We start from the raw sequence: 15,438 nt of genomic DNA on the forward strand, positions 1-15,438 counted from the left end.
CGGCTGACCGTCGATCTCTCGCGAAACCGGCGCCGGCCGGTCAGCCCTGCACGGCGGTCGCGACGGCCTTGCCGAGGTCCTCGGTGGTGGCCTTGCCGCCGAGGTCCGGGGTGCGCGGCGCCGACGCGTCGGTCAGGACCTGCTCGATCGCGCGGACCACGTCGGCCCCGGCCTCCGGCAGGCCGAGGTGGTCCAGCATCATCGCCGCGGACCAGATCTGGCCGATCGGGTTGGCGATGCCCCGGCCCGCGATGTCCGGCGCCGAGCCGTGCACCGGCTCGAACGTCGACGGGTAGTCGCGCTCCGGGTTGATGTTCCCCGACGGTGCGACCCCGATCGTGCCGGTCACGCCGGGCCCGAGGTCGGAGAGGATGTCGCCGAAGAGGTTGCTGGCGACCACCACGTCGAAGCGCTCCGGCGTCATCACGAACCGCGCGCACAGGATGTCGATGTGGTCCTGGTCGACGGTGATGTCCGGGTACTCGGCGGAGATGGCCGCGAACCGCTCGTCCCAGTACGGCATCGAGTAGTAGATGCCGTTGGACTTCGTCGCCGAGGTGACGTGCGGCTTGCCGAGCTTGCGGGCCAGTTCGAAGGCGTAGCGCATGATTCGGTCGGTGCCGCGCCTGGTGAACGCGGCGGTCTGCAGCACCATCTCGTTCGGGGTGCCCTCGCCCTGCCGCCCGCCGAGCTGGGAGTACTCGCCCTCGGTGTTCTCCCGGACCACCCAGAAGTCGATGTCGCCGGGCTCCTTGTCGCGCACCGGCGGCGTCACGCCCGGCAGCAGCCGCACCGGGCGCAGGTTGACGTACTGGTCGAACTCGCGGCGGATCGGCAGCAGCAGCCCCCACAGCGAGATGTGGTCGGGCACGCCGGGCCAGCCGACCGCGCCGAGCAGGATCGAGTCGTGGTCGCGCAGCCGGTCCAGCCCGTCGGCGGGCATCATGCGGCCGGTGCTGCGGTAGGTCTCGCAGCTCCAGTCGAAGTGCCGGAAGTCGAACCGCACCCCGTACTTCGCGCCGATCACCTCGAGCACCCGCAACGCTTCCGGCATGACCTCGTTGCCGATCCCGTCACCGGGCAGGACCGCCACTTCGTACTGCTGCAATCTGCACCTCGCGCTTCTCGGAGAACCGTTCCGGTCGCCATCTAACGCCGCGGCCCGCCCGCGGCCAAGACCCCGGGGCGAATCGCCGGTGGCGCTCCGGCCCGGCAACGGCTACCAAGGACGGCGTGGATGCGACACGGGCATTGCGCGAAATCGCGTTCTGGCTGGAGCGCGAGGGCGCGCCGACCTACCGGGTGCGGGCGTTCCGGCGCGCCGCCGCGGTCGTGGACGACCTCCCGGACCTGGACCAGCGGGTGGCGTCCGGGCGGCTGACCGCCCTGGAGGGCATCGGCAAGACCACCGCCGCCGTCATCGAGGCTGCGCACCGCGGCGAGACCCCGGACTACCTGGCGCGCCTGCGGTCCGAAGTGGACGTTCCGGAGCACGGGCAGCGGCTGCGCGCGGCGCTGCGCGGCGACTGCCACACCCATTCCGACTGGTCCGATGGCGGCAGCCCGATCGCCGAGATGGCCATCACCGCCCGGGAGCTCGGCCACGAGTGGATGGTGCTCACCGACCACTCGCCCCGGCTGACCGTGGCCCGCGGCCTGTCCGCCGACCGGCTGCGCGAGCAGCTGGAGGTGGTCGCCGGGCTGAACGAGCGCCTCGCGCCGTTCCGCATCCTCACCGGCATCGAGGTCGACATCCTGTCGGCCGGCGCGCTGGACCAGGACGAGGACCTGCTCGCCGAGCTGGACGTCGTGGTGGCCAGCGTGCACTCCGACCTGCGGATGGCCGCGCCGGACATGACGCGGCGGATGTGCGCGGCGGTGGCCAACCCGCACGTGGACGTGCTCGGCCACTGCACCGGGCGGCTGATCGGCGGCAAGAAGAGGCCGCAGTCCACTTTCGACGCGCTGGCGGTGTTCGAGGCGTGCCGGGACAACGGCGTCGCGGTCGAGATCAACTCCCGGCCGGACCGGCTGGACCCGCCGCGCGAGCTGATCCGGCTCGCCCGCGACATCGGCTGCGCGTTCAGCATCGACTCCGACGCGCACGCCCCGGGCCAGCTGGACTGGCTGGCCTACGGATGCGCACGGGCCGAGGAGTGCGAGGTGCCCGCCGACCGCGTGATCAACGCGCTCCCGGCCGAGGACCTGCTGGCCCGGCGGTGAGCTGAGCGCACCACGGCCGTCGCCGGATCGCTCCGTCGCTGATCACATATGGTATTTGAATGTTCAAATATTGTCCGGGTATGCTGATCGGGTGACCGAAACCCGATGGCTGACCGACACCCAGCAGTGCGCCTGGCGGAAGTTCGCCGCCCTGATGACCGTCGTCCCGGCCGCGCTGGACAACCAGCTGCAACGGGACGCCGGCCTGACCCACTTCGGCTACTGGGTGCTGGCGATGCTCAGCGAGCACCCGGACCGCGCTCTGCGGATGAGCGAGCTCGCGGCCCGGTCCAACGCCTCGCCGTCCCGGGTGTCGCACGTGGTCGCCCGCCTGGAGCAGCAGGGCTGGGTGCGGCGGCAGCGCGCGTGCTCCGACGGGCGAGGCAACGTCGCGGAGCTCACCGAAGCCGGCTACGAGAAGCTCGTCGCCTCGGCCCCCGGACATGTGGAGAAGGTCCGCGACCTGATGTTCGACGGCCTCTCCGACGCCCAGGTGCGCCAGCTCGACGAGCTCTGCGCCGCCATGCTCGCGCACCTGGACCCCGAGGGGAACCTCACCACCGCGCCGCCGCAGCGGGACTGAAGAACCTCACGCCGCCTCGTCGGTGTCGTCCTGCTGGGCGAACTGGGTGCGGTAGAGCTCGGTGTACAGGCCGCCGCGGGCCAGCAACTCGGCGTGCGTGCCCTGCTCCGCGATGCGCCCGCCGGAGACCACCAGGATCCGGTCCGCTTCCCGGATCGTGGCCAGCCGGTGCGCGATGACCAGCGCCGTTCGCCCGGACAGCGCGGTCTTCAGCGCCTGCTGCACCGCCGCCTCGGATTCCGAGTCCAGGTGCGCGGTCGCCTCGTCCAGCACGACGATCGGCGGCGCCTTCAGCAGCAGCCGGGCGATCGCCAGCCGCTGCTTCTCGCCACCGGAGAGCCGGTAGCCGCGGTCGCCGACCACCGTGTCCAGCCCGTCCGGCAGCGACGCGACGAGGTGCCCGAGCTGCGCCGTCCGCAGGGCCTCGGTCAGCTCCTCGTCGGTCGCGTCGGGGCGGGCGAAGGTGAGGTTGGCGCGGATCGAGTCGTGGAACAGGTGCGAGTCCTGGGTGACCACGCCGACCGTCGAGTACAGCGAGGCCAGCGTCGCGTCGCGGACGTCCACGCCGCCGATGCGCACCGCCCCGGAATCCGCGTCGTAGAGCCGCCCGGCCAGGTTGGTGATGGTCGTCTTGCCCGCGCCGGAGTGGCCGACCAGCGCGATCGTCTGGCCCGGCGCGGCGCGGAACGAGATGTCGTGCAGCACGTCGTGCGCGGGCGCGTTGTCCTGCCGCGCCACCGATTCCAGCGACGCCAGCGAAACCTCGCTGGACGCCGGGTAGCGGAACGACACCGCGTCGAACTCGACGTCGGCCGCCCCGGCGGGCAGCGGCTTCGCGTCCGGCTTCTCCTGGATCATCGGTCGCAGGTCCAGCACCTCGAAGACGCGGTCGAAGCTGACCAGCGCGGTCATCACGTCGACGTGCACGTTGGACAGCGCGGTCAGCGGCCCGTACAGGCGGCTGAGCAGCGTTGCCAGCGCCACCAGGGTGCCCAGTTCGAAGGCCCCGGTGAGCACCAGCCCGCCGCCGAGCCCGTAGACCACCGCGGTGGCCAGCGACGCCAGCAGCGTCAGCGCGACGAAGAACACCCGGCTGTACATCGCCGACACCACGCCCATGTCGCGCACCCGCGCCGCCCGCCGCGAGAACCGCTCGGACTCCTCGTCGGCGCGGCCGTAGAGCTTGGCCAGCATCGCCCCGGCGACGCCGAAGCGCTCGGTCATCAGCGAGCTCATCTCGGCGTCCACCTTCATCTGCTCCCGGGTGACCCGCTGCAGCCGCCGCCCGATCCACCGCACCGGCAGCAGGAACAGCGGCAGCATCGCCAGCGCGATCAGGGTGATCTGCCAGGACAGGGTGAACATGGTGGCCAGCACCAGCACCAGGCTCAGCACGTTGGACACCACCGACGACAGCGTGCTGGTCAGGGCTCGTTGCGCGCCGATGACGTCGTTGTTGAGCCGGCTGACCAGCGCCCCGGTCTGCGCCCGCACGAAGAACGCCACCGGCATCCGCTGCACGTGGTCGAAGACTTCCGAGCGCAGGTCGTAGATCAGCCCCTCTCCGAGCCGCGCGGAGTACCAGCGCTGCAGCAGCGACGTCGCGGCCTCCAGGAGCGCGACGCCGGCGACGGCCACCGCCAACCAGACGATCACGCCCATGTTCCGCGGCACGATCCCGTCGTCGATGATCGCCTTGAACAGCAGCGGGTTGACGATGCCGAGCACCGCGGCGAACGCCACCAGCGCCAGGAAGGGCATGATGTCCCGGGTGTAGGGCAGGGCGTAGCGGAAGATGCGCCGGGCCAGCCCGGGCGAGAGGCGTTGCCGGGTCACGGATTCGTCACTGGCGAAGGAGCGCATCGTCTCCCATGTCACCGTCATGTTCGCAGTCCCTCTTCAAGCGGTCCAACGCGGTCGAGCACCATCCTGAAACTTCGAGTTAAGTCGAAGTCAACGCCGCGGGACGAGCGCCGATTCCCGCGCGGGCGCGTCGGTCGGCGCCGTGCTGGACGGCTATCTTGAACAATGCTTCACGTACGTTACTCTGTGCGCTGGCTCGGACACGGTCCGAACTCGGGGGATTGACTGGTAGGCCGCTGCGTAGGACGGGAGCGACCGCGTGTTGATCGGCACTTCGGTCGGGGGTGGGCGTTGACGGTTTCCGGGCAGGAGCCCGCGCGCATCCCGCTGCGCGTGGCGGACCGGTTCTTCCTGGCCGCGCACACCGGGGAACAGCGCCTTTCGCCCAGGGTCGACGGCTCGCTGGTGGCGCTCGGCTGCGCCGGCGGGCTGCTGGCCGAGCTGATCCTGGAAGAAGAGGTCTCGGTGACGCCCAGCGTCCGGCCCAGCGGCAAGGGCCGCTGCCCGGACTTCCTGTCCTGGGCGATCCTGCGGGAGATCCGCGAGGAGACCGGCCACGACGTGCGGACGTGGCTGGAGTACCTGAGCCAGACCGCCACCGAGAAGGTGCGAGCCCGGCTGACCATCACCGACGTGCTCCGGGAGGTGCCGGTGTCCGGCGGCTGGCGCGGCGGGTCGGCCGCCGCCTGGAGGCCCGCCGACGACAGCGTGCGCAACCCGGAGGTGGACCTGGAAACGCTGTTCACCGGCGCCGAAACGGCCAGCGGCAGCGGCATGATCACCATACCCGCCCGGCTCGCCGAGATCACCCTGGCGCTGCTGCTGCGGGAAACCGGCGTGCTGCGCCAGATCCGGCTCGCCAAGCACGTCACCAGGCAGGGCGAGTACCGGATGGAGTCCTGGGAGCCGCGAATCCCGGGCCCGCTGCGGACCCTGGTCAGCGAGGTGGGCGCCGCCCGTGGCCAGTCCGCGATCATCCCGAGGCACTGAGAGCACAGAGGAGCGAGCGTTGCCACCGTCCAAAGTCTCCGCAGCCCTGGCCCGCGCCCGGCTGGGCGTGACGTCGATCGTGTTCTTCACCGTCGCCGCAGCGGCCCCGGAAACGGTGGTCGGCGGCGGTGCGGTCAGCGGGTTCGCGGTGTCCGGGGTGACCGGGATCCCGCTGGGCTACCTGGTGATCGCGCTGATCCTCGGGCTGTTCGCGATCGGCTACGTCACGATGTCGCAGCACGTGGAGAACGCTGGCGCGTTCTACGCCTACGTGGCCAAGGGACTCGGCCGGGTGGCCGGCACCGCGGCCGGCGGCCTCGCGCTCGTCTCCTACCTGATGATCCTGGCCAGCCTGCTCGGCGGTTTCGGCGTCGGCGCGGCCGCCTTCGTGCGGCAGATCAGCGGCGGCGAGGTGTCGTGGTGGGTGCTCTCGGCCGCCGGCCTGGCACTGATCGCGGTGCTCGGAGTGCTGCGCATCGACGTCAACGGGCGGGTGCTGGGCGTGCTGCTGCTCGCCGAGGTGGCGATCATCCTGGTCTACGACGCGGCGTTCGTGTCCGCGCCGTCGGACGCCGGCGTCGTGCTGGACACCCTCAACCCGGCCCAGCTGATGACCAGCGCGGCCGGGGTGATCCTGGTGATCGCCTTCACCGGTTTCATCGGGTTCGAGAACTCCACGGTGCTCGCCGAGGAGGCGAAGAACCAGCGCACGGTGATCTACGCGACCTACATCTCGCTGGTCGTCATCGGCGGCCTCTACTCGCTGTCGACCTGGGCGATGACGGTCGCCACCGGGCCGGACGCCATCGTCTCGCAGGCCGAGACCCATTCCACGGAACTGCTCTTCGTGCTCGCCGGGCAGCGGCTGCCGGGCGTGCTGGTGACCATCGGCTCGGCGCTGTACGTGACGAGCCTGTTCGCCGCGACGCTGTCGTTCCACCACGTCTGCGCCCGGTACTTCTTCGCGCTGGGCCGGGAAGGCGTCGGCCTGCGCTGGTGGGGGACGACCAGTTCCCGCACCTCGGCCCCGGCGGCGGGCTCGCTGACCACCACCGTGATCGTGGCCGTCGTGGTGGCGCTGGTGGCGGTCACCGGGGTGGACCCGATCACCTACCTGTTCTTCTGGGGTGCCTCGGTGGGCGCGCTCGGCGTCCTGACGCTGGTGCTGCTGACGTCGATCGCCGTCGTCGGCTACTTCATCCGCGAACGAGACCACGGGCACGGCCGGTGGCGGACCGCGATCGCGCCGGCGCTGGCTGCCGCGGTGCTCGCGGTGGTGCTGGTCCTGACGGTGACGTCGTTCGGCACCGTGCTCGGCGTGCCCGACGGCGATCCGGCCGCGTGGGCGCTGCCGCTGGGCTTCGTGGTCGTGCTGGCGCTCGGCGCGGGCTGGGGCGCGGCGCTGAAGCGGTTCCGACCGGAGGCTTACGCGCGGATCGGGATGGGTGCCCGCGCCACCACCGTCCAGTCCGACGCGGAGCCCGCTGATGTCCACTGAGGACGTCCGGGTGCGCACGCTGCTGCGGGCCTTCGCCGACGACGCGTTCGCCCGGTGGCTGCTGCCGGACCCGGAGCACCGGCACCGCGTGTACCGCGAGTGGTTCGTCATGGTCCTCGCGCAGGCCGGCGCGGCCGGGCGGGTGATCAGCGGCGCGGACGGCCTCGCGGTGCAGGTCTGGCTCGCGGCGCGCACCGGGCCGCCGAGCATGCTCGACGACGCGGGCTCCCAGCGCCTGCTCGACCTGGCCGGGGACCGGGCGCACCGGTTCCGGGAGTTCGGCGCCCTGAGCGCGGAACGGCACCCGCGCGACCCCCACGAGTACCTGGCCCTGATCGGCGTCGACCCGGCGGTGCAGGGCACCGGCGTCGGTGGCCGGGAGCTCCGCGGCGCCCTCCGCCGGTGGGACGCGGAGGGGATGCCGTCGTACCTGGAGGCCAGCAGCGCCCGGAGCCGGAACCTCTACCTGCGCCTGGGCTTCCAGGACCACGGCGACCCGATCGTCCTCCCCGGCGGCCCCAGCCTCTACCCGATGTGGCGCCCCGCGAGCTGACGCCCTGATCAGGGCTGGTGGACGATCTCGCCCGCCTGGACGACCATGCGCAGCGGCTTGGTCAGGGCCGCGATGTCCGCCAGCGGATCGGTGTCCAGGACGATCAGGTCGGCGTGGGCGCCGGGGGAGAGGGTGCCGATCCGTCCGGGCATCCGCACCAGGTCGGCGGCCACCGTCGTCGCGGAGCGGATGATGTCCAGCGGCCGCTGCACCTCGGCGCGGATGCGGAACTCCTCGCTCTGGTAGGGCTGCATGCCGCCGAGCAGGTCGGTGCCGAAGGCGATGTTCACGCCACCGCGCACCGCGCGATCCAGCGCGCCGAGCCCGCCTTCGAGCACCTGCGCGACCTTCTCCCAACTGCCCTTCGGCAGGCCGTGGTCCATGCCTTCCCGTTGCAGCGCCCAGTACGTCACCAGCGTCGGAACCAGGAAGGCGCCGTTGCCGACGAGCAGCCGGACTCCCTCGTCGTCCAGCAGGTTCCCGTGCTCGACGCACCGCACCCCGGCCTCCAGCGCGCGGTTGATCGCAGCCGGCGGGTAGGCGTGCACGGTCACGTAGCGGCCGGCCGCGTTCGCCTCGTCGACGATCGCGCACAGCTCGTCCATGGAGTACTGCGTCGAGTCGATGTGGTCGGTGGGGGAGGCGACCCCGCCGGAGGCCATCACCTTGATGTGGTGCGCGCCGCGGCGCAGCTCGTCCCGCGCGGCCAGCCGCACCCCGTCGACGCCGTCGGCGATGCGGCTGGAGCCGCCGCAGAACGGGTGGTCGTCGTAGACGCGGACCCCGGCGGTGCGCTTGTCGCCGTGCCCGCCGGTCTGGCTCAGCGCCTTCCCGCCGAAGATCAGCCGCGGCCCGCGGATCAGCCCGTCGGCCTGCGCGGCGGCGAACCCGTAGTCCGCGCCGCCGACGTCGCGGACGGTGGTGAACCCGCGGTCCAGCATCGCGCCCATGTTGCGCACCGCCCCGGCCGCGATGTAGCTCGGCGACCAGCCGCGCAACGCCGTGGTGTCGGCGGTGATGCCCGCGACGTGCACGTGGGCGTCGATCAGCCCGGGCAGCACGTACCCGCCGCGCAGGTCGATCTCGGCCGCACCGGCCGGGCCGGTGGCGCGGCCACCGGACTCGGCGATCAGCCCATCGGCGCAGACCAGGTCGGCTTCCCGGTAGTCACCGGTTTCGACGTCCAGCAGCCGGGCGTTGCGCAGTACCAGGGAGGTCACGAGAGTCCTTTCGGCATTTGATCGGAGACAGCGGGAAGCGTCCTAGCGGACGGGGGCGCCGGGGCCGAGCGGAATCCCCAGCGCCCACCAGGCGAAGAACAGCAGGGTCCAGACCACGAGCATCGAGAACGCCAGCGGGATGGTCATCGACGCGAGGGTGCCGATGCCCGCGTTCCGCCGGTAGCGCTGGATGAATCCGAGCGCCATCACGAAGTACGGGCTCATCGGGGTGATCACGTTCGTGCAGGAGTCGGCGATGCGGTACAGCGCCTGGGTCGTCTCCGGCGGGATGTCCAGCAGCATCAGCATCGGCACGAACACCGGCGCGACCAGCGCCCACTGCGCCGAACCGCTGGTGACCACCAGGTTGATCAGGCTGACCAGCGCCAGGATGCCGACGAAGATCAGCAGGCTGTGCGCGCCGAGGGACTTCAGCAGCGCCGCGCCGTGGATCGCGGTGACCTCACCGATCTTGGTCCACTTGAAGTAGGCCAGGAACTGCGAGACGGCGAAGAACAGCATCAGGATCGGCGCGATGTCGCGCAGGCCCTGCGTCATCAGGTCTGGCACGTCCCGGCTGCGGCGGATCTCGCCGACCGCGATGCCGTAGGCGGCACCGGTGATCATGAACAGCAGCGACAGCACGATCGCGATGCCCGACAGCAGCGGCGAATCCAGTAGCGAACCGTCCGCCCCGCGCAGCGGCGAGCCGGTCGGGAGCGTCGCGACCACCAGCGCCGCGACGTAGACCAGCGCGGCGATGCCCGCGTTGCGCAGGCCGCGGCGCTGCTGAGGGGTGAGTTCGAGGGCTGTGGCGTCGTGCTCGACATCGGCGTCGTCCTCGCCGGTTTCCACCCGCCTGGCCAGGAATCCCTCGACCACCAGGGTGATCACGGCGGACAGCAGCACCGAGGAGACAGCGGAGAAGAAGTAGTTCGCCACCGGGCTGACGACGTACGCCGGGTCCAGCGTCCCGGCGGCCGCGGTGGTCAGCCCGGACAGGATGACGTCGGTCGGCGTGATCAGCGGGCTGGCGTCGGTGCCCGCCGAGATGGCCACCAGCGCGACCACGATGCCCAGCACGGGGCTGCGCCCGACCGCGCGGAAGACGATGGCGCCCAACGGGATCAGCACGATGTAGGCGGCGTCGGAGGCGACGTGCGCGATCATGCCGGTGAACGCCAGCGCGAAGGTCACCCAGCGCCGGGGCACCCGGATCACCGCGGCCCGCAGCATCGTGGTCAGCAGGCCCGCCTTGTCGGCGACCGCGACGCCGATCATGGTGACCAGCGCGGTGCCCAGCGGTGGGAACGTCACGAAGTTCTCCACCACGCCGGAGACCGCGGTGCGGACGCCGTCGATGGAGAGCAGGCTGCGGACCGCGACGGTCTTGCCGTCGGCGGGGGAGATCGCGGTGACGCCGAGCACGTGCAGTCCCCAGCTCAGCGCCGCCAGCACCGCGCTGAGGATGCCGAACAGCCAGAACGGGTGCGGCAGCACGTTGCCGGCGCGTTCGATCCCCGAGAGGAAGCGGACCAGCACGCCGGTGGACCGGCTGGGTGTTCGGGCGGTGCCACGCACGCTGCGACCTCCTGGGGCGAGGGCCGGAGCGCGATCGGCCGCCGGCGAGGATGGCCGGAACGCTACGTGTCGATGGAACAATCAGTCAACACTCGGCGTATGATCGATGTATTCATTCGTCGTAGTTCCTTGGGTGGGGATGATTCGTCCGACGGGAGGTCGTCGTGCCGCGACCGCCGCACGTCCCGGGAGCGGGAGCACCGCGCCGTACGATCACCGGTATGGCCGAGCCCCTGGACACCGCCGACCTCGACCTGGTCGCGGCACTGCAACGCGCGCCGCGCGCCGGTGTGCGGCTGCTGGCCGATGTCCTGGACATGGCGGCCAGCACCGTCAGCCGGCGGCTGACCCGGCTGGTCGAGGCGCGGCTGCTGAAGGTGATCAGCCAGCTGAACTGGTCGGTGCAGCCCGCGCACCCGCAGCACCTGTGGATCTCCGCGCTGCCCGGCGCGGCCGGGCAGGTGGCCCGCGAGGTCGCGGCACTGCCGGAAACGCAGTTCGCGGCGATCACCTCGGGGCGATCCGACGTCTACTGCATCCTGCAACCGGCCGACCGCGCCGCCAACGCGGACCTGATCACCGAGCGCGTCGGCGGCATTCCCGGCGTCGCCGCCAGCCACACCGAGATCGCGCTGCGCTCCTACGCCTCGGCGGCGACCTGGCAGCTGGACCGGCTCACGCCCGAGCAGGAAACCCGGCTGCGCGCGGAGAACCCGGCCGTCCGGCAGGACGTCCAGGCGGAGCTCGGCGAGGACGAGCGGCGGGTGGCGCGGGCGCTGCAGGAGGACGGCCGGGCCAGCGCGGCCGACATCGCGCGCCGCCTCGACCTGAGCCAGTCCACCGCCTACCGCATCGCCCAGTCCCTGCTGGAGCGCGGCCTCGTGCTCCCGCGCGTCGAGATCGAACCGGCGGTGCTCGGCTACCCGCTGGAGGCGGTGATCTCGCTGACCACCGAGCTGCGCTCGATCACCGGCATCGCCGCCGAACTGGGCCGCCACCCCACGGCGCGCTTCGTGTCCACAGTGGCCGGAACGGCCTCGATGATCTACCACGGGGCGTTCCGCGACGAGGACGACCTCGCGGGCCTGCTCACCGGCGACCTGGCCGCGCTGGAGGGCATCAAGTCCGTCGAGGTGGCCGTCGTCCTCCGGGTGCTGACCCGCTACTGGCTGCCCCGCGAGGGGGTCCGGCTGGCGTAGTCGGTGATTTCGGCGGAAACCGGAGTGTCGATTCCCGCGGAGACCGCCGCGCGTCAGGTCTCCGCGCCGACGTAGTCGAATTCCCAGATGCCGTCCGGTCGCCTCCTGCCGCGCTCGTAGATCAGCAGCGGCGGCACGGCCTGGGAGTTGCGGGCCCGCGCGGGGAACGTGATGCGCGGTACCGGTTTGCCCGACACGTCAGCGGAAACGGCGACCTCGTGGCCGTCCTCCGGCCCACCGCGCAGCCGGACCCGGATCTCTGCCACGCGAAGCTCCCTTCTTCGGACCAGCAATGCCGTGACCGGCGCCTCATCGGCGACGACACCGCTTCGACCAGGATGCCCGGAACACGGTTCCTGCTGTCACTGGATCGTGTGGCCGGAGGGCAGCCGTCAGATCATCTCGGTGATGTTGGGCTCGACGTCGAGTAGCGCGCGGCCGAACAGCTCCGCGTTGCTTGCCGGGTGTGCGAGCGCGTGCCGGGCGGCGGTCTGGACGTCGCGCAAGATCGCGTGCAGCGGGTCCGATTCGGACAGCGCCGACGCGCCGTAGGCGGAGACGAGCCCGTCGACGGCTTCGCGGCACTGCTGGATCGCGTGGCTGGAATGCTGCCGCAGCCGGGCGCGCTCCAGATAGCCCGGGTGGGTCCCGGACAGCGCGTGGCCGTCGACCACCGCCGCCGACCGGTCCGCGATCAGCCGGGCGACGTCGATCTTCGTCGACGCCTCCGCCACGGCCAGCTGGAACGCGGTCGAATCGCGCTGCCGCTGGTAGCTGGTGAACGCGATGCCCTTGCGGCCGGCCTGCGACAGCACGTGCTCCAGCGCCTCCTCGGCCATGCCCAGCAGCGGGGCGATCAGGAACGTCGCCAGCGTCGGGACCACGGCGGTGCGGTAGCGCGGGGAATCGTTGCGGCGGCGCGTGAACACGCCCCGCGTCGCCGGACCCCGGCGCAGCAGCCGGTGGTCGGGGACGAACACGTTCTCGCCGATCAGCAGGTTGCTGCCGGTGCCGCGCATGCCGAGGGTGAACCAGGTGTCCTTGACGCGCAGGTCGCTCATCGGGACCAGCCCGAACGCGGCATCCGCCGGCTCGTCGCCGTGCGCGGGCAACGACATGCCGAGCATGGCCCAGCCGGAGTGCAGGCAGCCGGAGGCCGGCGCCCAGCTGCCGCTGACCTGCCAGCCCCCGTCGACGCGCTCGGCGGACGCCTTCGGCGTGAGCACCTGGCACACCTTGGTGTCCGGGTCGGCGCCGAACACCTCTTCCTGCGCCTGGTCGGGGAAGAGACCGGTCAGCCAGTCACCGCAGCCGAGGATCAGCACCAGCCAGCCCGCGGCGGCATCGCCCCGGGTGACCTCGGCGGTGGCGTCCATGATGGTGCGAAGGTCGGTTTCCAGGCCGCCGAACCGGCGAGGCACCCACGCGCGGAACAGGCCCGCCTCGTCGAGTGCGGCGATCGACTCGTCCGCGAGCCGCCGTTCCTGTTCGCCTTCGGACCGATGCTGTTCCAGCAGCGGCCGGAGCGCCGCCGCCCGCTCGACGAGATCCGCCCGCGCACCGGTCCCCATGGTCGACCTCCAAATCACACTGATCGACGATCAGTGTGCACCGGCCGTCACCCGGTCGTGCGGCCGGTCCAGGAGGCGATCTCAGCCCGGGGTGACCAGGACGTGGAGGGTCCGGGGGCCGTGCACGCCCTCGACCCGGTTGAGCTCGATGTCGCTGGTGGCGGACGGGCCGCTAATGAACGTCATCGGCCGGGTCGGGTCCAGCCGGCGCAGCGCGGCCGGGACGTCGTCCACGACCTGCGATTCCCCGACGACGCAGATGTGCACGTCCGGCACCAGCGTCACCGCCCGGCGCCCCTGACCGGGGCCGTGATCGAGCACGATGGTGCCCGTCTCGGCGATGCCCACCACGGCCGTGGTGATCACGGCGTCGATGCGCTCCAGTCTCGTCGTGTCGATGTCCGATCCGTCGTCCACTCGCCCGAACTCCGAGCTCAGCGCGTCATACCACTGTTGTGGTACCCCAGTTGGGGCGAGTACTCGGCGGGCACCTGCGGCGCGCGCGGCGGCCACGATCGCGGCGGGCAGCCCGGCCGGCTCTACCCGCTCCACCGTCGCCCGGTAGTCCGCGACCCGCTCGCGGAACAGGCCCACCAGATCCGCCGCCGGGCGTTCGGTGCGGTAGTCGCGCGGAATGCTCGACGCCGGAACCCGCTCGGTCTGCACCAGCGCCGAGCGCACCCGGCCCAGGATCGCCTCGCGCGCCGAAATCCCCGCACTCATCGCGATTCGCCTCCTCGGTTGCGCTCCCACCAGGAGCGGAAGGATTCCTCGGCCGGGGCCGGCGCGTCCCGCGCATCGGTCCAGCGGGACAGCGGCGGGGGCAACCGGCCGATGGTGCCCTTGCGGCCGATGACCCGGCGGCTCAGCGCCGCCACCTTCTCGGCCGCGGCCAGCCGCTTCGAGTCGCCGAACACCCAGGACGCCAGGCCCATCAGGGCGTCCATCGGCTTGGACCGCCAGCCGTGCTCCTCGACGACCCGGGCGCGCAGGTGCACCAGCAGGTCGGGGATGTTGATCGCGACCGGGCAGACGTCGTAGCAGGCGCCGCACAACGAGGACGCGTACGGCAGCGACTTGTCCACTTCGGACGCCGTCCCGCGCAGCTGCGGCATCAGCACCGCGCCGATCGGGCCCGGGTACACCGAGCCGTAGGCGTGGCCGCCGGTGCGCTCGTACACCGGGCACACGTTCAGGCAGGCCGAGCAGCGGATGCAGCGCAGCGCCTGGCGGCCGACCTCGTCGGCGAGCGCGTTGGTGCGGCCGTTGTCCAGCAGCACCACGTGGAACGACTGCGGCCCGTCCCCGGCGGTGACGCCGGTCCAGGTCGAGGTGTAGGGGTTCATCCGCTCGCCGGTGCTGGAGCGCGGCAGCAGCTGCAGGAACACCTCCAGGTCCTGCCAGCGCGGCACCAGCTTCTCGATGCCGACCACGCTGATCAGGGTCTCCGGAAGGGTCAGGCACATCCGGCCGTTGCCCTCGGACTCCACGACCACCAGCGTGCCCGTCTCGGCCACCGCGAAGTTCGCGCCGGAGACGGCGACCTTGGCGCGCAGGAACTTCTCCCGCAGGTGCCGCCGCGCGGCCTCGGCCAGCCGGGCGGGCTCGTCGGTGAGGTCCGCGGGCGCGGGCGCGCCGACCTTGCCCATCTCGCGCTGGAAGATCTCGCGGATCTCGGCGCGGTTGCGGTGGATCGCGGGCACCAGGATGTGGCTCGGGGTGTCGTGTCCGAGTTGGACGATCAACTCGGCGAGGTCGGTCTCCCAGGCGTCGATCCCGGCGGCCTCGAGGGCTTCGTTGAGCTCGATCTCCTGGGTGGCCATCGACTTGACCTTGACCACCTCCCGCTCGCCGGTGGCCCGCACCAGGTCCACGACGATCCGGTTGGCCTCGGCGGCGTCGCGCGCCCAGTGCACGGTGCCGCCCGTCGCGGTCACCGCCGCCTCGAACTGCTCCAGGTAGTTGTCCAGGTTGGACAGCGTGTGCGCCTTGATGGCCGCGCCGGCCTCGCGCAGCTGCGCCCAGTCGTCGAGCTCGCCGACGACGCCGGCGCGCTTGTCCCGGATCGTCGAGGTCGCGTTCGCCAGGTTGTGCCGCAGCTGCGAGTTGGCCAGCTCCCGCTTCGCGGCCTGCGGGAACGCCGGCATGCCCAGGTAG

14 protein-coding genes are annotated in these 15,438 nt (G+C 71.7%); 6 read left to right on the forward strand and 8 right to left on the reverse strand.

The annotated features are described in order from the left end of the window. Positions 1 to 40: 40 nt before the first annotated feature. The gene (locus AC07FN_RS07170) at positions 41 to 1,108 is read right to left on the reverse strand and encodes a tartrate dehydrogenase (protein ID WP_452614123.1); all 1,068 of its coding nucleotides are present in this window, start codon (positions 1,106 to 1,108) and stop codon (positions 41 to 43) included. A gap of 125 nt (positions 1,109 to 1,233) precedes the next feature. Here AC07FN_RS07170 and AC07FN_RS07175 point away from each other — a divergent pair, with 125 nt between their 5' ends. Together AC07FN_RS07175 and AC07FN_RS07180 are read left to right on the forward strand one after the other, a co-directional pair. Beyond that, on the forward strand, positions 1,234 to 2,223 hold the full coding sequence (locus tag AC07FN_RS07175) for a PHP domain-containing protein (RefSeq protein WP_478394792.1): 990 nt from the start codon (positions 1,234 to 1,236) through the stop codon (positions 2,221 to 2,223). A gap of 91 nt (positions 2,224 to 2,314) precedes the next feature. Next, positions 2,315 to 2,806 carry a MarR family winged helix-turn-helix transcriptional regulator gene (locus tag AC07FN_RS07180; protein WP_452614125.1) on the forward strand — a complete coding sequence of 164 codons (492 nt, stop codon included), beginning with the start codon at positions 2,315 to 2,317 and terminating at the stop codon, positions 2,804 to 2,806. 6 nt (positions 2,807 to 2,812) lie between these two features. On the opposite strand, the gene AC07FN_RS07185 is transcribed toward AC07FN_RS07180, so the two are convergent. Next, a complete protein-coding gene (locus AC07FN_RS07185) occupies positions 2,813 to 4,690 on the reverse strand; it encodes an ABC transporter ATP-binding protein (protein WP_478394793.1) in 1,878 nt (625 codons plus the stop codon). A 270-nt stretch (positions 4,691 to 4,960) separates the two neighbouring features. On the opposite strand from AC07FN_RS07185, the gene AC07FN_RS07190 reads away from it, so the two are divergent. From AC07FN_RS07190 to AC07FN_RS07200, 3 genes are read left to right on the forward strand one after another with little or no spacing between them, the layout of a single operon-like run. Next, positions 4,961 to 5,659: a GPP34 family phosphoprotein gene (locus tag AC07FN_RS07190; RefSeq protein WP_478394794.1), complete on the forward strand. Its 699-nt coding sequence runs from the start codon at positions 4,961 to 4,963 to the stop codon at positions 5,657 to 5,659. A gap of 19 nt (positions 5,660 to 5,678) precedes the next feature. Then, positions 5,679 to 7,157, forward strand: coding sequence for an APC family permease (locus AC07FN_RS07195; protein WP_478394795.1), 1,479 nt, complete (start codon positions 5,679 to 5,681; stop codon positions 7,155 to 7,157). After that, positions 7,147 to 7,710, forward strand: a complete 564-nt coding sequence (locus AC07FN_RS07200) for a GNAT family N-acetyltransferase (RefSeq protein ID WP_478394796.1) — start codon at positions 7,147 to 7,149, stop codon at positions 7,708 to 7,710. The genes AC07FN_RS07195 and AC07FN_RS07200 overlap by 11 nt, the downstream gene beginning before the upstream one ends. Before the next feature lie 8 nt (positions 7,711 to 7,718). Here the strand turns inward: AC07FN_RS07200 and AC07FN_RS07205 are convergent, their stop codons facing one another. Beyond that, positions 7,719 to 8,930: a metal-dependent hydrolase family protein gene (locus tag AC07FN_RS07205; protein WP_478394797.1), complete on the reverse strand. Its 1,212-nt coding sequence runs from the start codon at positions 8,928 to 8,930 to the stop codon at positions 7,719 to 7,721. A 42-nt stretch (positions 8,931 to 8,972) separates the two neighbouring features. After that, a complete protein-coding gene (locus tag AC07FN_RS07210; RefSeq protein WP_478394798.1) occupies positions 8,973 to 10,511 on the reverse strand; it encodes an AbgT family transporter in 1,539 nt (512 codons plus the stop codon). A gap of 221 nt (positions 10,512 to 10,732) precedes the next feature. On the opposite strand from AC07FN_RS07210, the gene AC07FN_RS07215 reads away from it, so the two are divergent. Then, a complete protein-coding gene (locus tag AC07FN_RS07215) occupies positions 10,733 to 11,710 on the forward strand; it encodes an Lrp/AsnC family transcriptional regulator (protein ID WP_478394799.1) in 978 nt (325 codons plus the stop codon). 53 nt (positions 11,711 to 11,763) lie between these two features. Here the strand turns inward: AC07FN_RS07215 and AC07FN_RS07220 are convergent, their stop codons facing one another. The 4 genes from AC07FN_RS07220 to AC07FN_RS07235 all read right to left on the reverse strand — a co-directional run bounded on the left by AC07FN_RS07220 (position 11,764) and on the right by AC07FN_RS07235 (position 15,428). Next, positions 11,764 to 11,976 (reverse strand): hypothetical protein, encoded by a 213-nt coding sequence (locus tag AC07FN_RS07220; protein WP_452614130.1) that lies wholly within the window; start codon positions 11,974 to 11,976, stop codon positions 11,764 to 11,766. 126 nt (positions 11,977 to 12,102) lie between these two features. Next, on the reverse strand, positions 12,103 to 13,281 hold the full coding sequence (locus tag AC07FN_RS07225) for an acyl-CoA dehydrogenase family protein (RefSeq protein ID WP_478394800.1): 1,179 nt from the start codon (positions 13,279 to 13,281) through the stop codon (positions 12,103 to 12,105). A gap of 81 nt (positions 13,282 to 13,362) precedes the next feature. After that, positions 13,363 to 14,004: a LutC/YkgG family protein gene (locus AC07FN_RS07230; RefSeq protein ID WP_478394801.1), complete on the reverse strand. Its 642-nt coding sequence runs from the start codon at positions 14,002 to 14,004 to the stop codon at positions 13,363 to 13,365. Continuing rightward, the gene (locus AC07FN_RS07235) at positions 14,001 to 15,428 is read right to left on the reverse strand and encodes a LutB/LldF family L-lactate oxidation iron-sulfur protein (RefSeq protein WP_478394826.1); all 1,428 of its coding nucleotides are present in this window, start codon (positions 15,426 to 15,428) and stop codon (positions 14,001 to 14,003) included. Before AC07FN_RS07235 ends, AC07FN_RS07230 begins: the two co-directional genes overlap by 4 nt. Between the last annotated feature and the right edge of the window lie 10 nt (positions 15,429 to 15,438).

This window comes from Saccharopolyspora sp. NPDC045941 (genome assembly GCF_056431445.1).